We start from the raw sequence: 19,209 nt of genomic DNA, 5'->3' as shown, positions 1-19,209 counted from the left end.
CGGTCCCTTTGTCGAGCGTCAGCCGCCGTGCAGCCGTCCATGAGCCAGCAGCACGGCCGCTCGGTGTCGCTCGCCCCGTGCATCCAGGCGCCGCGCCAGCATGACAGCCGCCTCGTTATTGGCTGGTTCGTTCCGGAAATGGCGAGCGACGAGCCGTTCGGCTTCGTCTGCCTGTCCCGCCCTTTCCAGCGCCGCCCCCATCCGCTTGGTCAAGGGCCATGGCTGCCGTATCGCCGAGGCGGATCGGTAATGCGCCAGCGCCGCTCGGGGATCGTTCGCCGCCAGGGCGGCGTCCCCGGCAAGCGTCATGGCGTCGGCCGATCCAGGATGGCGCTTCAACCACGACAAAGCTCGGGTGCGAGCCTCATTCGCCCTGCCTACCGCGATCAGGCCGCGCACCAGCGCGACCGCGGCGGGGCCGTCAGCGGGATCGCGGAGCGCCGTCACGCTCAGCGGAGCGGCTGGCGCCAGTCGCACGAGACGGGGCGGAGCCGGCCGGGCGAATGCGCGATCCAGATGAGTCGCCGCCTTCGATCGTTCACCCAGGTGCTCGTAGGCACGCCCTACCAGCAGCGCCAGGTAACGTGAATCTGCCCTTCCGGCGAACCGCGCGATGAGTTCATGGTCGTTGCCAGCCGCAGCCAGCGCGCGGGCAAGGAGAGCTTGCACCCGCAAGTTGTCGGGTTGGCGGACAAGCAGGCGATCGAGCGCTTGCGCTGCACTGGCCGGGTTGCCGTTTTCGAGATCGACGAGTGCGAGCAACACGATTGCGGCGGGCATTGCACGATCGAGGTCGCCGCTGCGCTGGAGGAGGCTGCGGGCGAGATCATGCCGCCCCGCGCGGGCGGCAAGCACAGCCTGGAGATACAGCGCGCGCCGGTCCTGGGGCGCTGCCTCAGCGAACCGGCGAACCGCGGCCAGCATTTCCCTTGTCCGGCCGACTTCGCCGAGCGTCGCGGCGTATTCGGCGAGAAGGTCGGGGTCTTCCGGCGCCCCCTTCAGGGCACGCTCGATCAGCGAAAGAGCGGCAGCATTGCCGGCAGAGTCGCGCAGGAGCTGTGCCCGCAGCAGCAGCGCCGCGGGATTTCCGGGGCCCAGCGCGAGCGCAGTGCGCGACGCTTGCAGCGCTTGCGCCTGCTCTCCTCCGAGGTAACGCAACCGGGCGATATCGACCCACAGCTCCGGTTCGTCCGGCGCATCCTGCAAGGCGCGATCGAATGCCTGGCCGGCACCGGGAAGGTCCCGTTCGCGCAGTCTCAGCCTGCCCAGCATGTGGAACCCGTGCGCTGCGACATCGGGGGCGAATGCCGCTTCTGCGAGCCAGTGGCGCGCTTCGACAAGATCGCCCTGCATGAGCGCGGCCTCACCGAGGAAGGGAGCGAGCCGCGACGACGGCACGCCTCGCTCCAGTTCGCGCTTCAGCGCCAGTTCCGCTCCAGCACCGTCGCCCTGCGCGAGCGCGGTCTTGTAATCGATCGGGGCAGCAGCATCGTCTGCGCCACAGGCTGTCAGCAGCAGCGCGAGCGCAATCGCTGCCTTAAGCCTGAAGGTCATACTGCTTGAGCAGATCGTACAGCGTCGGTCTGCTGATCCCGAGCAGCTTGGCGCTGTTGGAGATGTTCCCCTCGCTGCGGGCGAGCGCGTGGCGGATTACCGTCCTGTCAGCCTTTTCTCGCGCGCTCTTAAGGTTAAGCACTTCCCCGACTTCTTCGTCCGCTCCCGTCTCGAGGTCGAGATCCGCTGCTCCGACCAGCTTGCCATCAGCCATGATCACCGCGCGCTTCACCCGGTTTTCAAGCTCCCGAACGTTGCCGGGCCAACGCCAGGCATCGATCGCTGCCAGCGCGTCGGGCGCAAAGCCCTTGACCGAAGGGTTCATCTCGCGCGCGAATCGCGCAAGGAAGGCCTTGGCGAGCAACACCGCGTCGCCCGGCCGCTCGGCCAGGGTCGGCACCTTCACTACGATCTCGGCAAGACGGTAGAACAGGTCCTCGCGGAAGGTGCCCGCGGCGATCATCGCCTCGAGATCCTGGTGCGTTGCGCAGACGATGCGGGTGTCGACCGCGATCGGCTTGCGCCCGCCGATCCGCTCGATCGTCCGCTCTTGCAGGAAACGCAGGAGCTTGACCTGCAGCGGCAGCGGGATGTCGCCCACCTCGTCGAGGAACAGCGTGCCGCCATGCGCAAGTTCTATCTTGCCCTCGTTGGTCCGCACCGCGCCCGTGAATGCGCCCTTCTCGTGACCGAACAGTTCCGCTTCGAGCAGGGTTTCGGGAATGGCTGCGCAGTTGAGCGCGACGAATGCTCCGCCGCGCCGGTCGCTGGCTTCGTGCAATCCGCGCGCGAGCAGCTCCTTGCCGGTACCACTCGCGCCGAGCAGCATGACCGACACGTTGGTATTGGCGACGCGTTCGATGGTTCGGGCGACTTTCGCCATCTCGGGCGCGGCGGTAATGAGCGTGCCCAGGACGGTCTTGTCCTCGCCCACCTTGGCGGCGAGTCGGCGGTTCTCCGCCTCGATCGTGCGCAGCGCATGGGCGCGGCGAACGATCAGGCCGAGCGCATCGATATCGACCGGCTTCTGGTAAAAGTCATAGGCTCCGCGCTCGATCGCCTTCAGCGCGCTCTCGCGCGCGCCATGGCCGCTTGCGACGATTACCTTGGTGTCCGGCTTCAGCGCCATGATCTCGTCAAGCACGGCGAAACCTTCGCTGGTGCCGTCGGGATCGGGCGGCAGTCCCAGGTCCAGGGTCACCACCTCCGGCTCTTCGGCACGCAGCGCGGCGATTGCGCTGTCACGGTCGCCGACGACGGTGACGGCGAAGTCCTCGTACGCCCACTTGAGCTGCGCCTGCAGCCCCTCGTCGTCCTCGATAATCAGCAGTCGCGGCTTGTCGTGCGGCATCAGGCTGCCTCGCTTTCTATTGTCTTGGTGCTGGGCTGTGCCTGAACCGCCGCCAAGGGCAGCTGCACGGTGAACCGGGTGCCGAGCCCTTCGCGCGAGTCCACGTCGAGACGCCCGCCCATTGCCCGCACGAGCTCTCGCGCTTCGAACGCGCCGATGCCGAAGCCTCCGTCTTTCGAGGAGACGAAGGGTTTGAACAGACTGTCGCGAACGAACTGCGGCGACATGCCGTGGCCGGCGTCGACGACTTGCAGCGAGCCGCGCAGCCCGTCGCAAGTAACGTCGAGATAGACCGGCATGCCCGGCTCGCTCGCGTCGACCCCGTTCTGCACCAGATGGACGAGCGCCTGCTCGAGGCCATCGGGATCGGCCAGCACGTGGCAGACGTCCGCCCGTGTCAGCTCGACGGGATGAATTCCATTGAATCGCTCGGTTACCCTCCGGGCGAGGGCGACGAGATCGACCCGCGACCGGCCAGCATGTCCCGCTGCGCCGTAGCGGCCCAATCGAGCCAGCAGGGCGTTGAGCTTCTCCGCACTCTTGGTGAGCGTTACCAGCATGTCCTTGCGGAATTCCGGATTATCCGCGTGCTTTTGGGCGTTCCGCGCAAGCAGCGAAAGCTGGCTGGCAAGGTTCTTGATGTCGTGCATAACGAAGGCGATGCGGCGATTGAACTCGTCGAACCGGTTTGCCTCCGTCAAGGCCTCGTGCCCCGCCTGCTCGGCCAGGTAGCTGGCGAGCTGGCCACCCACGACCTTCAGCAAGTCGAAATCTTCCCAATCGAGCTGCCGCGCGACCGGGGGACGGGCGAGGATAGTTACGCCCACGAGGCGGCCGAAATGCAGAAGCGGCACCAGCGCCCAGATCTTCAGGTCCTGCCGCATCCACGCCGGCACCGCGGCCTGCTCGCCGAACTCGTCCGAACCGGCTCGAACCTGGTCGAGCTCGACGACAACCCCCGTCCGCTCGAACATCGCGACGAGGTCGGAAGGGCAGCATTGCGGGGGGACCGCGATCTCGCGCCATTGCCAACTGCCGGCTATCTCCAGTTCCCCGTCATCGCCGGGCAGCAGGAGCACGGCGCCCTGGCTTTCGGCGATGTCGGCAAGAGCCTGTGCCGCGCGGTCCGGCAGCGCCGGGGCGTCAGGCCCCGCGCGGCCGATGGTCGCGGTGAAGCGAAGCCATTCGGCCCGGTAGTCGTAGCGGTGCTGGAACAAGTGCTTCAAAGCCTTCATCCGTACCCATCCGCGAAGTCGGGCGGATGGCAGCCAAAGCAGCGCGGCGATCGCCGCCGCCAACAGAAAGCCAACCTGGGTCAGCCGTCCGAAGTCGCCGCCCAGCAGGCTCAGCGACTGCGAGATCAGCATCATCGCCAGCAGATAAGCGCCGATGAGGAGCAGCGAGAGGGTCTGGAAAGCGACCGTCCGGCTCGGGGCCAGCCGGATGTCTGCCGCGCGGCCATTGGCCCCGATCGCAAACAGCAGCGCCGCCGCTGTCACCACCAGGCCGCGAAGGCCAGTGAGTTCCCCCGGTGTCGACTGCGCGAACCAGGCGATGGTGTAGAGGTTCAGCTGGTACCCCCACATAAGCCCCAGCGCGGCAGCCGGCCAACGCAGGATCTGGCGGGAGACCGCGGAGGCGCCTGCATAAAGGTTGTGCAGCAGGACGAGCGCACCGATCGAAACCAGTGCGTGGAGCATCGACGAAACCGAAAATGCCACGTCGTGGATTTTCTCCGTGGCGGCAAGGCGCAGACCCAGCATCGTCACAGCAGGCTGCAGGCATTCGACGAACGCAATCGACAGCACCAGCGGGCGGATGGGTGCGATGCTGACATCGCGTCCGTCGTTGGCGAACAGGCGATAGACCACCACGATCCAGGCCAGGTTGCGCGCGGTCTCGAGCATGCTCGCGAAAACGGTGCCGGGACCCCACGCTGCGTTGGTGGCGCACCAGGCAGCGGTAAGCGCCAGGGCGACAATCATCGCGGCACGTTCGCGCCTGCCACTGTCCTTGCGCCACAGGATGACGGCGACCAGCGCGCTCGCGATGGCCGCCACCAGGTTGAGCGCGAACGCGGTGAGCGTCCAGGCCGGCGTCATTTCCATCTCACCGCGCCCCTTCGGGCCAGAGCACCACGCGCAAGGTCTGCAGCAGGATCAGCAGGTCGAGAAAGGGCGTGTAGTTCTTGGCGTAATAGAGATCGTATTCCAGCTTCGCGCGGGCATCCTCTACACTTGCGCCATAAGGGTAATTGATCTGCGCCCAGCCGGTGATGCCCGGCTTCACCATGTGACGTTCGGCGTAGTAAGGCAGCTTGTCCTCGAGGTCGCCGACGAACTGCGGCACCTCGGGGCGCGGGCCGACGAAGCTCATCTTGCCGGTCAGCACCGTCCACACCTGTGGCAGCTCGTCGATGCGCACCTTGCGGATGAAGCGGCCGAGCCGGGTAATCCGCGGATCGTCCTTGAGCGCCCACTGCGCGCCGTCCTTCTCTGCGTCCATCCGCATCGAACGCAGCTTCACCAGTTGAAAGCTTTGGCCGTAGAGCCCTACACGCGTCTGGCGGAAGAAGGCCGGCCCCTTGCTGTCCAGCTTCACGAGGGCGGCAAAAACCAGGATCAGCGGCAGCGACAGCGCCAGCAGAAGGCCGCTGGCGGCAACGTCGAACACGCGCTTGGCCGCGCTCGAAAGGGCGCGGCCGGACGAAAAGCCATCGGAGAAGATCAGCCAGCTTGGGTTGAGAGTATCGAGATCGACCCGGCCTGTCTCCCGCTCCAGGAAGCTCGAAAAGTCGTTGACGTGAACCCCGTGGGTCTTGATCCGCAGCAAGTCCTTGAGCGGAAGCGAGTTGCGCCGTTCCTCCAGCGCGAGAACGACTTCGCTGGCGCCGATGTTCTCGACGAAGCGCCCGAGATCGTGGATGGCTGCGCGTGGGATCGCCTCCTGGATGACCGGGGAACCTTCATTCATCCCGATGAAGCTGACGACCGCGAATCCGCTTTCGGGCCGCTCCGCAAGATCGCGAATGCGTCGGGCGCGCTCCCCGTCCCCCAGCACCAGTACGCGGCGGCGAAAGGCCGCTGTGCCGATCACGCTTCCGATTAGCATGCGGTTGGCAATCAGCAGCCCGATCGACAGGAACATCGCGTAGAACAGGGTCGACCGCCAGAAGGTGTGACCGGGGAGCATGAAGTCGATCACCGACAGGGCGATGATTCCCAGGCTCACGGCGACCAGTAGCCGCGCCCCCGCATAGCGCATCGAGCGAAGCGATTCCGCTCCGTATGTGCCGACCGCGATCATCGCCAGCCAGACGGTCCCTGCGAACCCGCAAAGCATGCCCAGGCGGTCGCCAAGCGCGCCGGGGTCGGTATCAATCTGCGAAGCGCGCACCTGCCAGGCGATCTCGCCGGCAGCCAGCAGCAGCAGCAGATCGAACAGCCCCAGCAGCATCACCGCGTGCGGGATATAGTGCTTGAAAAGGCGGATCATGGGACCGGTCCGGGCGCGCTCCTGTCGGAACGGACAGCCCTACGACCGAGAAATGAAATGTCGGTAAATTTTACAGGCGCCGATCAAGGTGCGGAAAACCGGCGCCTGCAGTGGTTAAGCGATCACTGGTTGTTGGTAACGTTGTCGGCCGCGTCCTGGGCGGCATTGCCGACCTGTTGAGCGGCATCGCCGACATCGCTGGCCGCATTCGCGATCGCGTTGTCCTTGGCGGCTTCCGAATTACTCATCCCGGAAAAGAACCAGATGCCGGCGATCAGTGCGATGATTAGGACGAGCGCGATGAGCCAGCCCGATCCGCCTCCCCGACGCGCTCCATCATCGGTCACGACAGTGTGAGTGGTATGCGTATTGCCGGAGGGGGTTTCCACCTCGGTGACTCGTTCTTCGACCATGTTCGCTTCTCCCTGAAATTATGACTGGGCAACGGCCGGCCACGCGTGCCGGTTCCGCGACGAATGGTTAACCGGCGAAACGGAAGGGCGTGATTCCCTGTTCCAGGGAAGAGAACTGCAGCACCGCGCCCCTCGGGGGCTGCGAGCGCTGGACGCAGCCGTGAACGTGGCAGCGCGAGCAGCCGAGCCCGATCAGGGTCGCGTCCTCGGGACGCAGCGAGATTCCTCGCGCCGCCGCAAGATCGGACGCGAGGCTCGCTTCGATGCCCAGCACTACCGCGAAGCGCGCGCCGTCCCTGCCCTGCACGGTTCGGGCCACCGTCAGCCAATGCGCAGGCGCCGCTCCGGCCCCGTCCTGCAGCACGGCTTGCACGCAGAGCTCTCCCGGCCGCTCGAAGGCAAGGTGTGCGTGCCACAGCGGGCAACTGTCGTCGCTTTCGAGCAGGGTCGCTCCGCTGGCGCCGGCGAACCGCTTGGAGAATTGCCCTGCCCGGTCGATCCGCGCCATGAAGAAAGGCAGGCCGCGTTGCCCGACCCGCTGCAGCGTCGTGAGCCGATGTGCGAGCTGCTCGAACCCGACGCCGAAGCGGCGCATGAGCACCGGAAAGTCATAACCCGTGCTTTCGCAGGCGCGCAGGAAACGGCCATAGGGCATGACCAGCGCGGCCGCGACGTACCCTGTCAGGTGCCGCTCGAACAACGACCTCGCCGCGGGGTCGGAGAAATTGCCGCTTGCCCCAAGGCTGGCGATCTCCCCGCGGAATTCGAGCAGCGCGATCTGCAGCGCCGCCTGAAAGGTCCGCGAGGCCGGATCGAGCATCTCGTTGAGCTGGAGCTGCCGGGCATGGAGATCGAGCCGGCGCAGAGCATCTGGCAGCACTTCGCGAGGGAGCACGCGGATGGCGAGCTGGTGCCGTTCGCGCAACCGGTCCGCAAGCGCGGCATAGGTATCGCCGCGGGAAAGCCGCAACTCGTCCGCCAGCGCCTCGGCAGCGGCATCGAGGTCGGCAAAATGATTGCGCCAGCGCTCGATCTCGCGCCGGGCCGCATCGGTCGGATCGTCGCGCCGCTCAGCGGGCGCAGCGTTGTCGTAAAGCCTGGCGAAGGCAGCGGCCACTTGCGGGGCGGCGGAAAGGAATTCGCCCAGCTCGTCGCGATCGATGCCGAGATCGGCGAAGCGTTCGTCCGCCATTCGCCTCGCCAGCCCGTCGATCCCTCCGATCGAGCTATCCTCCCGCAGCGCGCGCGGATCGAAATCGAACTGTTCGGCCACCTGCAGGACCACCCGCGCAGAAAGCGGCCGCTGGTTGCGTTCGATCAGGTTGAGATAGCTGGGGGAGATCGCCAGGCGGGCGGCCATCGCCGCCTGGGTCAATCCTTCGCGCTTGCGCAGGCGGCGGATGGCCGCTCCGGCGAAGAGGGCGCTCTCGACCATTGTCAATTCCTTTACAACGTCACAGAGGTATTTGGCCTGACCGCGCCGTAGAGACAAGAAATTTTGTAATTTTCCGCGACGAATCCTTGCCGCAAGTGTCATCCAGGTCGTGTTCTTCCGAAACGGGACCCAGACATGACCTACCAGACTTCAATCGCCGACTTCCGTCAGACCATCGAAGGCGCGGGTGCCCCGTGGAATGGAATCGACGCCGAAAGCGCCGCGCGTATGCGGCTCCAGAACCGCTTCCCCACCGGACTCGACATCGCGCGCTACACCGCCAAGATCATGCGCGAGGACATGGCGGCCTACGACGCCGATCCTGCCGCCTACACCCAGTCGCTCGGCTGCTGGCATGGGTTCATCGGCCAGCAGAAGATGATCGCGATCAAGAAGCATTTCGGCTCCACCAAGAAGCGCTACCTCTACCTCTCCGGCTGGATGATCGCCGCCCTGCGCAGCGAGTTCGGCCCCCTGCCTGACCAGTCGATGCACGAGAAGACCTCGGTCCCCGCGCTGATCGAGGAACTCTACACCTTCCTGCGCCAGGCCGATGCGCGCGAGCTCGGCGGGCTTTTCCGCGAACTCGACAAGGCGCGCGAAAGCGGCAACGAAGTCGAAGCCGCGCGCATCCAGCAGGCGATCGACAACCACGAGACCCACGTCGTGCCGATCATCGCGGACATCGACGCCGGCTTCGGCAATGCCGAGGCGACGTACCTGCTCGCCAAGAAGATGATCGAGGCGGGCGCCTGCGCAATCCAGATCGAGAACCAGGTGTCCGACGAGAAGCAGTGCGGCCACCAGGACGGCAAGGTCACCGTGCCGCATGAGGACTTCCTCCAGAAGATCCGCGCGGTCCGCTACGCCTTCCTCGAGCTTGGGGTCGAAGACGGCGTGATCGTCGCGCGCACCGACAGCCTCGGCGCGGGGCTGACGAAGCAGATCGCCTACTCGAAGGAGCCTGGCGACCTCGGCGACCTGTACAACAGCTTCCTCGATTGCGAGGAGGTCGACGCCAGCCAGATCGGCAACGGCGACGTGCTCATCACCCGCGACGGCAAGCTGCTGCGGCCCAAGCGCCTGGCTTCCAACCTGTTCCAGTTCCGCGCTGGCACGGGCGAGGACCGCTGCGTGCTCGATTGCATCACCTCGCTGCAGAACGGCGCGGACCTGTTGTGGATCGAGACCGAGAAGCCCCACATCGGCCAGATCGGCGGAATGGTCAGCCGTATCCGCGAGGTCATCCCGAACGCGAAGCTGGTGTACAACAACTCGCCCAGCTTCAACTGGACGCTGAACTTCCGCCAGCAGGTGTTCGACGCCTGGGAAGCGGCCGGCAGGGACGTCTCCGCCTACGACCGGGCAAAGCTGATGAGCGTCGATTACGACGGCACCGAGCTGGCCGCCGAGGCCGACGAGCGCATCCGCACCTTCCAGGCCGACGCTGCGCGGGAGGCGGGCATCTTCCACCACCTCATCACCCTGCCGACCTATCACACGGCGGCGCTCAGCACCGACAACCTCGCCCGCGAATACTTCGGCGAGCAGGGCATGCTGGGCTACGTCAAGAACGTGCAGCGCGAGGAGATCCGCCAGGGCATCGCCTGCGTGAAGCACCAGAACATGTCCGGCAGCGACATCGGCGACGATCACAAGGAATACTTCGCCGGGGAAGCCGCGTTGAAGGCAGGTGGCGCTGCCAACACCATGAACCAGTTCGCGGCTGCCTGAGAGCGAAAGGATCAGACAATGAGCGAGGATACCCGCACCGCCGAACCCAGTCCGGAGCCCAGCCGCGCCCGGGCGCTGCTTTCCACCGCAGACTTCCGCCTGCTGCGCACCGCGCTGACCGCCTACGCCCGCACGATCGACGATCGGGAGGAACTGGCCAAGATCAACGCGCTGCACCACCGGCTGGGCAGCTACACCTGACACGGATCTCCTGGGGAGGAGAGACGGCCGCCGGAAATTCCCCCGTTTCCGGCGGTCGTCATTCGCAGATAACGGGCGCTGCTACCCCCCGTTCAGCGCATGCGCGTTGATGTCAGGAAGCTTTCCCGCGCCAAGTCGGCCCGAACCACGATGACGCAGGGAAAAGGCCGGTAGCGAACAAAAAACCTGGTGCCCCCGGCCGGGGTCGAACCGGCACTCCTTTCGGAACTCGATTTTGAGTCGAGCGCGTCTACCAATTCCACCACGGGGGCGCGGCGAGTTGCGCGGGGTGCGATAGCTGCGCCCCGGCTACGCTGCAAGGTGGCTTCAGCCCTTGAGAGCCGTCGCCAACGCCTTGTGCAGCTTGGAATGCAGGCCGTCGTTCGCGGCCAGCACCTGCCTGTCGCAGATCGGCTGCGAACGGCCGCGGTAGTCGGTCACGAAGCCGCCCGCCTCACGCACCAGCAGGCATCCGGCTGCGGTGTCCCAAGGAGCAAGATCGCTCTCCCAGAAGCCGTCGAAGCGGCCGGCAGCCACCCATGCCATGTCGAGCGATGCCGCGCCGAACCGGCGGATGCCGGCCACCTGCGGTCCGATCGCCGCGAGGATGCGCGTCCATTCGCCGAAGTCTCCGTGCCCGCCATAAGGGATACCGGTGGCAATCAGCGCGTCGCCCAGATGCTTGCGGCTCGACACGCGCAGGCGCTTGTCCTGCAGCCAGGCGCCGCGGGTCTTCTCCGCCCAGAAGGTCTCATCGGTGATCGGCTGATAGACGACCCCTGCGATCACATCGCCCCAGCCCGATCCGTCCAGCTTGGGCTCCTGCGCCGCGATGGAGATCGCGAAGTGCGGAATACCGTGAAGGAAGTTGCTGGTGCCATCGAGGGGATCGACCACCCATCTCGGCATCCCGGGCTTGCCTTCGATCGTGCCGCCTTCTTCCAGCTCGAAGCCCCAGTCGGGCCGTGCGTGCAGCAGTTCGTCGTAGATCGTGCGTTCTGCGACCTGATCGGCCTTGGAGACGAAATCGGCTGGCCCCTTGCGGCTGACCTGCAGGTGCTCGACCTCGCCGAAGTCGCGCCGCAGCTTGCCGCCCGCCTTGCGCGCGGCCTTTTCCATGACGCGGATGAGACCCGAAACGGCAGCCATCGTCAGTCCTCAGCCGGCCTTGCCGACGTAGGTACGCTCGTACACGTCGACCACGATCCGCGTGCCGCTTTCGATGTGCGGCGGCACCATCACGCGCACGCCATTGTCCAGGATTGCCGGCTTGTAGCTGGAAGAAGCAGTCTGCCCCTTCACGACCGCGTCGGCTTCGACGATCGTGGCTTCGACCTGGTCCGGCAGCGCGACCGAGATCGGCTTTTCGTCCCACAGTTCGAGCGTGACGTCCATGCCATCGGTCAGGAACGCGGCGGCGTCACCGATGAGGTCGGTCGGCAGGTTGATCTGTTCGTAAGTGTCCTTGTCCATGAACACCAGGCTATCGCCGTCGGTGTAGAGGTACTGGAATTCCTTCTGGTCGAGGCGCACGCGCTCGATCGTGTCGGCGCTGCGGAAGCGGACGTTGGTCTTCCGCCCGTCCTGCAGGTTCTTCATCTCGACCTGCATGTAAGCCCCGCCCTTGCCCGGCTGGGTGTGCTGGATCTTGGCAACTTTCCAGATACCGCCTTCGTATTCGAGGATATTGCCGGGACGGATGTCCACGCCTGAGATCTTCATGGGTTCGGAGCCTTCTCGGAAAAAACGGGCCGCGCCGGCGGTGCCGGGGCCCGAAGCGCGCCGCGCGCCTTAGCCGCTCGGTCAGCCGCGGGCAAGGTGGGTGGTGGCAAGGCGCTCGCCGTGATAGCCCCGACTTCGATGTTCCGCTCCGCTTCCATTGCCATCGCACTGGCCGCCGCAGCCGCCGCGCCGCTTGCGGCCGGGGGCCCGCTCGGCACCCTGCCGCTCGGCCGCTACTTGTGCGAACTGCCCGGGGATGCCGCCGGCCCCGCTTCGCGACCGGTGGAGGGGGCGTGGTTCGATATCATCAACGCCTCCAGCTACGTCACCGATGGTGGCGACGGGACTTACCTCCTTACCGGGGACGATGTTGTTTTCACCCGCGGCCCGATGCGCGGCGCGAGGTTCGAGCGGACCGGCGTCCGGGCGCTCAAGCGGACCGATCTTACCGGTCCGCTGGCGAAGATGCGCTGCGTGAAGACCGGCCGGACACAATAAGTCACTTCCCGCCGAGCAGCGGATATGGGTTGAGCGCGGTCGTCGGCTCCCACCACTTGTTCTGCGGCGTGGTCTTCAGGACTGCGAAATGCAGGTGCGGTCCGTTCACGCTCGCGTTTCCGGTATGGCCGACTTCGCCGAGCGATTGGCCGGCGGCTACCTGTTGCCCTTCGGCGAGGTTCGCGGCGTAGTCCTTGAGGTGCGCGTAGTAGTAGATCGTCTGCCCGTCGGGCGATCGGACATAGATCGTCTTTCCTCCGGGTTTCGACAGGAACAGCTTCTCGACCCGACCCGGGGCGGCTGCGATCACGGGGGTGCCTTCATCGGCCATGATGTCGATCGCATCGTGCACCCGCGCGCCGCCAGCACGAGCGGCGGTGAAAGTGTCGGTGAGATCCCCGGGTCCTTTCCCGCGCACCGGAATGATCAGGGCGACTCCGGGGGCGGGCCTGGCTTCGACTTCCTGTCGCGCTACCGGGGTGGCCGCAGTGCGCGGGGCGACGATCGCGGGCGCGGCAAATCCGCTCGCCTCGCGCGCGCGGTCGCGGATCGTGCTCCCCGCCGCGATCCACACGGCCGAGGTGACGGTGGCGGTCACCAGTACCGTCACCACCCGATCGAGCGCGCGGAGCGGCACCGTCAGGCCTCGAACACGACCTTGGTGTCGGTGCCGACCATCTGGGCCAGCCGCGCGGCGTCCCAGTTGGTCAGGCGCACGCACCCGTGTGACTGGGTGCGGCCGATCGTTTGCGGCTCGGGCGTGCCATGGATGCCGTAATGCTCCTTGGAAAGGTCGATCCAGACAACTCCCACCGGCCCGTTCGGGCCCGGCGGCAAGGTCGCCTTCTCGTCGGTCGCCTCCGCGTCCCAGAACAGGTCGGGATTGTAGTGGAACGGCGGATTGTGGCTCACGCCGGTGATCTTCCAATTGCCCAATGGCAGCGGATCGTGGCTCGAGCCGGAAGTCACGGTGAACAGCGCCACCAGCTTGCCCGCTTCATCGTAAGCCTTGAGCGTATCCTCGCTCTTGCTGACCACGACCTTGGCGACCTTGGGCTGTTCCGTGCCCACGCCCAGGCTCTGCAGCGTCTGTTGCCAGTTGGCATCTTCGATCGCACCCGGGGCAATCCGGTCGGCCCCGATATTGGGCACGCGGATAAGCTGGCCGGCGGCGAAAGCGGAGGGCAGCGGCGCGGCGTCCGGCTTGCCCGAAGCGCTCGCCGAGGGTGTCGGAGTGGGCGATGCAGAGGGCGTCACGGACGGCGAGGCGCCCGCGTCAGCGCCTTCCTTCATACCCGCCGGCTTGCCGCCGGGGTTGAGCGCTTTCAGCACGTCGATGGTCGTATGGAAGCGTTCCGCCAGCCGCTCGTCGAGGTTCTGGTATCCCAGGCGATCGAGCTTTGCCTGGTCTTCGGGCTCGTCGGGCGTGCGCATGTACTGCTCCGATCCCCAGTCGGCAGGTATCCGCACCACGCGGGTCGCCGGGATCGTCTGCCATTGCGCGAGCTTGGCCTTGGTGGGCTCGTCCAGCTTGCCGGTGACCTGGAGGCCGTTCGCCTCCTGGAAGCCCTGAAGCGCGTTCTCGGTCGACAGGCCCATCTTGCCGTCGATCACGCCGGGGCCGAAGCCCACCCGATCGAGAACGACCTGCGCCTGCATCACGGGTCGTTGCTCGCTGTCGGGGATATTCGGCACGTCGGACGCAGCATCGGCTCCATCGCGCGAGGCCATCGTGTCGGCCATGTTGCGCGTCGTCGCGTTGGCTTCGCGATCCGCAGCGGCCTCATCGTCCTTGTACCGGTCGGTCCCGTTCAGCCCGCACGCGGCGAGCGCAAGCAGGGAGGCGGCGGCAATCGTGAATCGCATTGAAATCCCCAGGCATCGGGACGCGACCCGCCCCTTCGCCAAGGACAACACATGATGATGCGATTGTATCCGGTTCGTCAGCCGGACCGTTTCGCCTGCCCCTTGGTCCGAGCGTAAACGCCGACCAGAAGGACGATCAGCGCGGCGATGGCGATCCACTCGGATACCGGAGCGAACCCTTCGGGAACAACCGACAGCCGCTCCGGATCCCCCAGCGCTCCCACGGCGCCCGCGTAGGCGAGGCCCATGAGGCTGTCCCCGACGACGAGCCCGGTGGCCAGCAGCACGCCTAGGCGAACGGTGTATTCCGGGCGCGCGGTGGTCAGCGCCATCTTGTTCCACACGTGGCCGATCACCGTGCCGACCACAGTCGGCAGGACGAGGCTGACCGGCAGATAGATGCCCATGCCCACCGCGAGCGGCGGGAAGCGGCCCTTGCCGGTCTTGCCGAGCAATTCGTCGATGATGACGATGACGACCCCGATGCCCGCGCCGATGCCGACGAGATCCCACCGCAGCGAGCCGCCAAGCACCCCTTGCGCGATCGCCGCGAACAGCGAGGCCTGCGGGGCGGCGAGCGCGTTCGGTCCGGCACCCGGCGCGCCGAGGAAGCCGAAGTTGTCCGCCAGAAGCTGCAGGACCGGCGGCAGGACCAGCGATCCGGCCACCACGCCGAGGATGAGCGCCACCTGCTGCTTCCATGGGGTCGACCCGACGAGCTGGCCCGTCTTGAGGTCCTGCAGGTTGTCGTTGGCCACGATCGCGATGCCGAACACGAAGCTGACGATGAAAAGCGCGAAGGCGATCAGCGGCGCGCGCTGGTCGGGCGCCACGTCCGCGCCGAAGACCGCGGCCACCAGCACCGATGCAATCAGGATCGACAGGATGCCTACACCTGAGACAGGGCTGTTGGAGGTACCGACGAGGCCCGCCATGTATCCCGTGACGACAGCGGTGAACACGCCGACGATGACGATGAACGCCAGCGCCAGCAGCAGCACCGCGCCGATCGAACCGGCGAGCGGGCCGCCCTGGACGAACTGCCAGACGAGATAGAGGATCGGCCCGAACATCAGCGCGCTGACGCCGAGCACCCAGGCACCGGGTAAATCCCGCTCGGTAATGTCGATCACCGCGCCCTCGCGCCGCGCCCGCGCGGTGGCGGCGATCCCGGCAAGGCCGCGCATGATCGAGCCCATGATCCGGATCAGCGCCCAGAGCGCGGCGATCGCCATCGCTCCCGCGCCGACGAACCTCACCTGCTCGGAAAAGATCGTTCCCGCGACATCATCGATCGCTCCGGGCACGCCGAAGCTCAGCCACGGCAACAGCACGAAGCGCGAGGTGATCACGCCGGCCAGCATGGCGATCCCCGTGGTGAGCCCGATGAGGTGGCCGATGGCGAACAGGCCGAGCGACATGGACCCGGCCACGCCGCTCACGCCGCCCGCGAACTTGAAGTTGCGCGCCACTTCGCTCGCGGCGACGCGGATCGCGGTGAGGAGGTAGAAGAACGCCCCTGCCGCCGCGCCCCACATGATCGTCGTGAGACCCGCCTTGTTCTCCCGCGCGCCTTCCGCATCGGCCATGCCGACACGCAGGATCTCCGCGCCCGCTACCCCTTCGGGATAAGGAAGGTCTGAATCGATCACGAGCGCGCGGCGCATCGGGACCGACAGCATGACCCCCAGCACGCCGCCGGTCGCGCAGACCAGCATCGTCTCCCAATAGGGGATCCGCGTCCACCAGCCGACGATGACGAGGCCGGGCAGGACAAACACCATCGTCGCCACCGCGCCCGCCGCACTGCCGATCGTCTGGACGATGTTGTTCTCGACCATCGACGAGCCGCCAAGCGTGCGCAGGATCGCCATCGAGATCACCGCCGCCGGGATCGCGGTCGAGAAAGTGAGGCCGACCCGCAGTCCGAAATAGACGTTGGCCGCGGTAAAAACGAACGTCAGCAGGCCGCCGATGATCAGCGCCCGCAGGGTCATTTCGGGCACCGCCCGCCCTGCCTCGATCCGCTCCGCCATCCTTGCCTCCCCCGGGGTGTATTATCAGCCGGTGGTTTGCATATCCGCCGCGGCTTGGGAAGCAGCCTGCTCGATCGCGCGGTGGAAGGCGCGCACGTTCTCCGCCTCGTCGCCATTCCACACCGCTGCCGACACCGCGAGGAAATCCGCCCCTGCGCGTACCAGCGGGCCGCAGTTTCCCGGCGTGATCCCGCCGATGGCGACGCAAGGCAGCTCGATCATGGTCTGCCACCAGGTCAGCAGTTCGGGATCGGGCCGGTGTTCGCTGGCTTTGGTCGAGCTCGGAAAGAAGCTGCCGAAGGCGACATAATCCGCTCCCGCCTCTCCCGCTTCGAGGGCGAGATCGCGGCTGGCGTGACAGGTGACGCCGATCTGCGCCTCGCGTCCCAGGATTTCCCGCGCCTCGCGCACGTCGCCGTCGCCCTGGCCGAGATGCACGCCATCGGCGCCGATGCGCTTGGCGAGCGCAATGCTGTCGTTGACGATGAACGCGCAGTCATGCGCCGCGCAGATCGCCTGCAGCGGTCGTGCGAGTTCGGCCGCGGCATGCTGGTCGATGCCCTTCACCCGGAACTGGAACGCAGCGACCTCGCCAGCCGCAAGCGCGCGCTCCAGCCGCGACGGGAAGTCGCCGCCCACTTCCAGCGGGGAGATGAGGTAAAGCTGGCACTGCGGCACGCCGCCGGCGTTCTGTTCGGTATGCGCGCTCACGATTCAGCTCCTTCGGCACCAGTGCGCATCGGCTGCTCCGGCTGGATGTACAAGCATTGGCGCGGGCTGTTCTATCCCGAAAGGCTCCCCGTCAAGCGGTGGTTCGCCTGGTACGCCGACAGCTTCGACACGGTCGAGATCAATAACAGCTTCTATCGCCTGCCGCCCGCCAGCACCTTCGAGGCCTGGCGCAGGCAGGCGCCCGAGGGATTCTGCTACGCCGTCAAGGCGAACCGCTTCATCACCCAGGCCAAGAAGCTGAAGGATTGCGAGGAGCCCCTGGTCCGAATGATGGACGCAGTGAAACCGCTCGACGGCGCGCTCGGCCCGATGCTCTACCAGCTTCCGCCGCGCTTCAAGGTGAACCTCGACCGGCTGGAAAGCTTTCTCGCCCTGCTGCCCCCCGGCGTGACCAACGTCTTCGAATTCCGTGAACAGAGCTGGTATTGTGACGAGGTATTCGCCTTGCTCGGTCGCTACGGCGCCAGCTTCTGCGTCCACGACATGCCCGGAAACTCCAGCCCTCGCGAAGCTGTGGGACCCATCGCCTACATCCGCTTCCATGGCGGGACGGGCAAGTATTCGGGCCGCTATCCTGATGAGCGACTGCTTGCCTGGACCGACTGGATGGTCGAGCAGGCCAGTAAGGGGCGCGCCCTCTGGGCCTATTTCAACAACGACATTGGGGCCGCGGCGATCGAAGATGCGCAAACCTTGCGCGCGATGATCCGCCAGAAGCTCCCCCCAAAGCATTCAGATGCGTGAAAGCTGATCTTCGGATATCTGCGGCCGATGAACAGAATCGCCGCGCTTGCCGCCCCTGTCGCCCTCGCCGCCGCCTCGCTTCTGGCGGGGTGCGTGGCCGTCCCCAACGCCCCGATCGTCGAGGGAACGCCGCAGCCCGCCGGATACGCCGTGCCGTTCGACGTGCCGGTGCATGTCGGCAACCTGGTTCTCACTCCGAAAAAACTCGTCGAGGACAGCCGCTGCCCGATGAACGCGCGGTGCGTCTGGGCCGGGCGCGTCGTCGTCACCACACGGATCGACGGGGCCGGATGGCGTGAGACGAAGGATCTGACGCTCGGAGAATCCTACGGCACCCACGGAGAGGTCTTCGCCCTCGTCGGCGTGAGCCCGGAAAAGACCACCGACCGCGAAATCCAGCCCGCCGAATACCGCTTTACCTACGAGCCGCGCTGATCCTGGCGCGTCCGAAAGGCCAGACAACAGACTGGGTTACGAACGTCTGCTGGCGGGCCGGACCCAATCCAGCCCAAATGTCCGATCTTGGGGTGGAAAGCCGTCAATCGAGAATTAGCCGCACGTTATCTTCTGACTCTTCACCGCCGACATCGTGCACGCCAATAATCTCCACCAGCCAATCAAACACCGTTGATCCTTCACCGCTCTGAGCGCGGTTAAGCGCATTCCGCACGTTTTTTCGGTTGGAGGGGTGACAGCGCTCAAGCCTCTTCTCAAGCTGTCGCACTGTTTCCGGGTAGCCGAGCTTCTCGCGCGAGAACTCCGAATGCTTCCATCGAAGCCTGAATCCTTCTTCGGGCGTGCCGAAGCCGCCGCGCAGGATGTCGTTAAAAGCATCAAGGTTTTTCCCCCAAGATGCTCCCGGAATGAGGGCCCGACTCACCTCGTCAAAAAAAGACTCAAGTGACGTGACGTTCGTGCCATCGAGGATGTATTCTCTCGCCATCTCGGCAGTGTCTCACCGGGTTTGAACGTCCGCAATGGGGTCGTTTGCGGTCTGTCCGCTGGTAACCGCAAACGGGTGGAAAGCCGCCAGTCCGTCAATCCAGATCCTTGACTCGGGCGGCGGCGTGAAACACCGTTGCGATGCCTGCCCCGAGCGCGACGCCAAGACCCATGCCGAGTGCCAGGTTGTCGAGAGCAAGTCCCAGAACAGGCCCCAGCGCCACACCGCTCCCCATGAAGGCTACGGCCATGTTTTTCGACTTGGTCATCCGAAGCATGCGTATAGGTTGGCTTCGCTGCTTGCAACAGGCGCTCATAATCAGTTGGATTGGGACTAGGTGGCAGCAGGTCTTTCCGATTGAGAGATTAAATTTGTTCTCAGGACGACGTCGACAGTGGGGTCGTTTGCGGCTGGTCCGCTTTCAGGCTGCCTGATGATTGCCACCTAGATCGCAAACTGGGGTGAGAAGCGGATGCAAGGAGGTC

General features: G+C 65.9%; 19 protein-coding genes and 1 tRNA gene. 5 read left to right on the top strand and 15 right to left on the bottom strand.

Annotation, left to right across the window (positions count from 1 at the left end; genetic code table 11):
• Positions 1–18: 18 nt before the first annotated feature.
• The 6 genes from IEW58_RS04830 to IEW58_RS04805 all read right to left on the bottom strand — a co-directional run bounded on the left by IEW58_RS04830 (position 19) and on the right by IEW58_RS04805 (position 8,248).
• Entirely contained in the window at positions 19–1,554 is a 1,536-nt protein-coding gene (locus IEW58_RS04830) for a tetratricopeptide repeat protein (protein ID WP_188644082.1), read from the bottom strand.
• Positions 1,538–2,905: a PEP-CTERM-box response regulator transcription factor gene (gene prsR, locus IEW58_RS04825; RefSeq protein ID WP_188644081.1), complete on the bottom strand. Its 1,368-nt coding sequence runs from the start codon at positions 2,903–2,905 to the stop codon at positions 1,538–1,540. Before prsR ends, IEW58_RS04830 begins: the two co-directional genes overlap by 17 nt.
• Entirely contained in the window at positions 2,905–5,013 is a 2,109-nt protein-coding gene (gene prsK / locus IEW58_RS04820) for an XrtA/PEP-CTERM system histidine kinase PrsK (protein WP_229658439.1), read from the bottom strand. Before prsK ends, prsR begins: the two co-directional genes overlap by 1 nt.
• Before the next feature lies 1 nt (position 5,014).
• The gene (locus tag IEW58_RS04815; protein WP_188644080.1) at positions 5,015–6,400 is read right to left on the bottom strand and encodes a TIGR03013 family XrtA/PEP-CTERM system glycosyltransferase; all 1,386 of its coding nucleotides are present in this window, start codon (positions 6,398–6,400) and stop codon (positions 5,015–5,017) included.
• A gap of 122 nt (positions 6,401–6,522) precedes the next feature.
• Positions 6,523–6,813 (bottom strand): hypothetical protein, encoded by a 291-nt coding sequence (locus IEW58_RS04810; protein WP_188644079.1) that lies wholly within the window; start codon positions 6,811–6,813, stop codon positions 6,523–6,525.
• A 67-nt stretch (positions 6,814–6,880) separates the two neighbouring features.
• Complete coding sequence (locus tag IEW58_RS04805; RefSeq protein ID WP_188644078.1) at positions 6,881–8,248, bottom strand: helix-turn-helix domain-containing protein; 1,368 nt, start codon at positions 8,246–8,248, stop codon at positions 6,881–6,883.
• 135 nt (positions 8,249–8,383) lie between these two features.
• Here IEW58_RS04805 and IEW58_RS04800 point away from each other — a divergent pair, with 135 nt between their 5' ends.
• Together IEW58_RS04800 and IEW58_RS04795 are read left to right on the top strand one after the other, a co-directional pair.
• Entirely contained in the window at positions 8,384–9,982 is a 1,599-nt protein-coding gene (locus IEW58_RS04800; RefSeq protein WP_188644077.1) for an isocitrate lyase, read from the top strand.
• Positions 9,983–10,000: 18 nt separating this feature from the next.
• Positions 10,001–10,183 carry a hypothetical protein gene (locus IEW58_RS04795; RefSeq protein ID WP_188644076.1) on the top strand — a complete coding sequence of 61 codons (183 nt, stop codon included), beginning with the start codon at positions 10,001–10,003 and terminating at the stop codon, positions 10,181–10,183.
• A 187-nt stretch (positions 10,184–10,370) separates the two neighbouring features.
• Here IEW58_RS04795 and IEW58_RS04790 read toward each other — a convergent pair.
• The 3 genes from IEW58_RS04790 to efp form a co-directional block, all read right to left on the bottom strand.
• Positions 10,371–10,455: transfer RNA gene (locus IEW58_RS04790), tRNA-Leu, on the bottom strand.
• 55 nt (positions 10,456–10,510) lie between these two features.
• Positions 10,511–11,332: an inositol monophosphatase family protein gene (locus IEW58_RS04785; RefSeq protein ID WP_188644075.1), complete on the bottom strand. Its 822-nt coding sequence runs from the start codon at positions 11,330–11,332 to the stop codon at positions 10,511–10,513.
• A 9-nt stretch (positions 11,333–11,341) separates the two neighbouring features.
• Positions 11,342–11,905, bottom strand: coding sequence for an elongation factor P (efp, locus tag IEW58_RS04780; RefSeq protein WP_188644074.1), 564 nt, complete (start codon positions 11,903–11,905; stop codon positions 11,342–11,344).
• Between the two features lie 120 nt (positions 11,906–12,025).
• Between efp and IEW58_RS04775 the strand changes: the two genes are divergently transcribed.
• Complete coding sequence (locus IEW58_RS04775) at positions 12,026–12,403, top strand: elongation factor P (protein ID WP_229658438.1); 378 nt, start codon at positions 12,026–12,028, stop codon at positions 12,401–12,403.
• Position 12,404: 1 nt separating this feature from the next.
• Here IEW58_RS04775 and IEW58_RS04770 read toward each other — a convergent pair whose 3' ends face one another.
• The 4 genes from IEW58_RS04770 to thiE all read right to left on the bottom strand — a co-directional run bounded on the left by IEW58_RS04770 (position 12,405) and on the right by thiE (position 17,016).
• Positions 12,405–13,040: a M23 family metallopeptidase gene (locus IEW58_RS04770; RefSeq protein ID WP_229658437.1), complete on the bottom strand. Its 636-nt coding sequence runs from the start codon at positions 13,038–13,040 to the stop codon at positions 12,405–12,407.
• A 2-nt stretch (positions 13,041–13,042) separates the two neighbouring features.
• Entirely contained in the window at positions 13,043–14,269 is a 1,227-nt protein-coding gene (locus IEW58_RS04765) for a L,D-transpeptidase family protein (protein ID WP_188644073.1), read from the bottom strand.
• Between the two features lie 77 nt (positions 14,270–14,346).
• A complete protein-coding gene (locus IEW58_RS04760; RefSeq protein WP_188644072.1) occupies positions 14,347–16,305 on the bottom strand; it encodes an OPT family oligopeptide transporter in 1,959 nt (652 codons plus the stop codon).
• Between the two features lie 24 nt (positions 16,306–16,329).
• Positions 16,330–17,016: a thiamine phosphate synthase gene (gene thiE / locus IEW58_RS04755; RefSeq protein ID WP_229658436.1), complete on the bottom strand. Its 687-nt coding sequence runs from the start codon at positions 17,014–17,016 to the stop codon at positions 16,330–16,332.
• Here thiE and IEW58_RS04750 point away from each other — a divergent pair.
• On the top strand, positions 17,005–17,781 hold the full coding sequence (locus tag IEW58_RS04750) for a DUF72 domain-containing protein (RefSeq protein ID WP_188644071.1): 777 nt from the start codon (positions 17,005–17,007) through the stop codon (positions 17,779–17,781). The genes thiE and IEW58_RS04750 overlap by 12 nt on opposite strands.
• A 27-nt stretch (positions 17,782–17,808) precedes the next feature.
• Complete coding sequence (locus IEW58_RS04745; protein WP_188644070.1) at positions 17,809–18,216, top strand: hypothetical protein; 408 nt, start codon at positions 17,809–17,811, stop codon at positions 18,214–18,216.
• Between the two features lie 103 nt (positions 18,217–18,319).
• On the opposite strand, the gene IEW58_RS04740 is transcribed toward IEW58_RS04745, so the two are convergent.
• Positions 18,320–18,724, bottom strand: a complete 405-nt coding sequence (locus tag IEW58_RS04740; protein WP_188644069.1) for a barstar family protein — start codon at positions 18,722–18,724, stop codon at positions 18,320–18,322.
• Positions 18,725–18,818: 94 nt separating this feature from the next.
• Positions 18,819–18,992: a hypothetical protein gene (locus IEW58_RS04735; RefSeq protein WP_188644068.1), complete on the bottom strand. Its 174-nt coding sequence runs from the start codon at positions 18,990–18,992 to the stop codon at positions 18,819–18,821.
• Between the last annotated feature and the right edge of the window lie 217 nt (positions 18,993–19,209).

It is taken from the genome of Tsuneonella deserti, assembly GCF_014644315.1.
In the GTDB taxonomy this organism is placed as follows: domain Bacteria; phylum Pseudomonadota; class Alphaproteobacteria; order Sphingomonadales; family Sphingomonadaceae; genus Tsuneonella; species Tsuneonella deserti.
Note: the sequence above shows the minus strand (reverse complement) of the source record. Positions and strands in the feature narration are given on the sequence as shown.

What these genes read in the sequence shown, in the direction of transcription:
- IEW58_RS04830 (WP_188644082.1), bottom strand. Translation starts at nt 1,554, where the DNA reads ATGACCTTCAGGCTTAAGGCAGCGATTGCGCTCGCGCTGCTGCTGACA.
- prsR (WP_188644081.1), bottom strand. Translation starts at nt 2,905, where the DNA reads ATGCCGCACGACAAGCCGCGACTGCTGATTATCGAGGACGACGAGGGG.
- prsK (WP_229658439.1), bottom strand. Translation starts at nt 5,013, where the DNA reads ATGGAAATGACGCCGGCCTGGACGCTCACCGCGTTCGCGCTCAACCTG.
- IEW58_RS04815 (WP_188644080.1), bottom strand. Translation starts at nt 6,400, where the DNA reads ATGATCCGCCTTTTCAAGCACTATATCCCGCACGCGGTGATGCTGCTG.
- IEW58_RS04810 (WP_188644079.1), bottom strand. Translation starts at nt 6,813, where the DNA reads ATGGTCGAAGAACGAGTCACCGAGGTGGAAACCCCCTCCGGCAATACG.
- IEW58_RS04805 (WP_188644078.1), bottom strand. Translation starts at nt 8,248, where the DNA reads ATGGTCGAGAGCGCCCTCTTCGCCGGAGCGGCCATCCGCCGCCTGCGC.
- IEW58_RS04800 (WP_188644077.1), top strand. Translation starts at nt 8,384, where the DNA reads ATGACCTACCAGACTTCAATCGCCGACTTCCGTCAGACCATCGAAGGC.
- IEW58_RS04795 (WP_188644076.1), top strand. Translation starts at nt 10,001, where the DNA reads ATGAGCGAGGATACCCGCACCGCCGAACCCAGTCCGGAGCCCAGCCGC.
- IEW58_RS04785 (WP_188644075.1), bottom strand. Translation starts at nt 11,332, where the DNA reads ATGGCTGCCGTTTCGGGTCTCATCCGCGTCATGGAAAAGGCCGCGCGC.
- efp (WP_188644074.1), bottom strand. Translation starts at nt 11,905, where the DNA reads ATGAAGATCTCAGGCGTGGACATCCGTCCCGGCAATATCCTCGAATAC.
- IEW58_RS04765 (WP_188644073.1), bottom strand. Translation starts at nt 14,269, where the DNA reads ATGCGATTCACGATTGCCGCCGCCTCCCTGCTTGCGCTCGCCGCGTGC.
- IEW58_RS04760 (WP_188644072.1), bottom strand. Translation starts at nt 16,305, where the DNA reads ATGGCGGAGCGGATCGAGGCAGGGCGGGCGGTGCCCGAAATGACCCTG.
- IEW58_RS04750 (WP_188644071.1), top strand. Translation starts at nt 17,005, where the DNA reads ATGCGCGCTCACGATTCAGCTCCTTCGGCACCAGTGCGCATCGGCTGC.
- IEW58_RS04745 (WP_188644070.1), top strand. Translation starts at nt 17,809, where the DNA reads ATGAACAGAATCGCCGCGCTTGCCGCCCCTGTCGCCCTCGCCGCCGCC.
- IEW58_RS04740 (WP_188644069.1), bottom strand. Translation starts at nt 18,724, where the DNA reads ATGGCGAGAGAATACATCCTCGATGGCACGAACGTCACGTCACTTGAG.
- IEW58_RS04735 (WP_188644068.1), bottom strand. Translation starts at nt 18,992, where the DNA reads ATGACCAAGTCGAAAAACATGGCCGTAGCCTTCATGGGGAGCGGTGTG.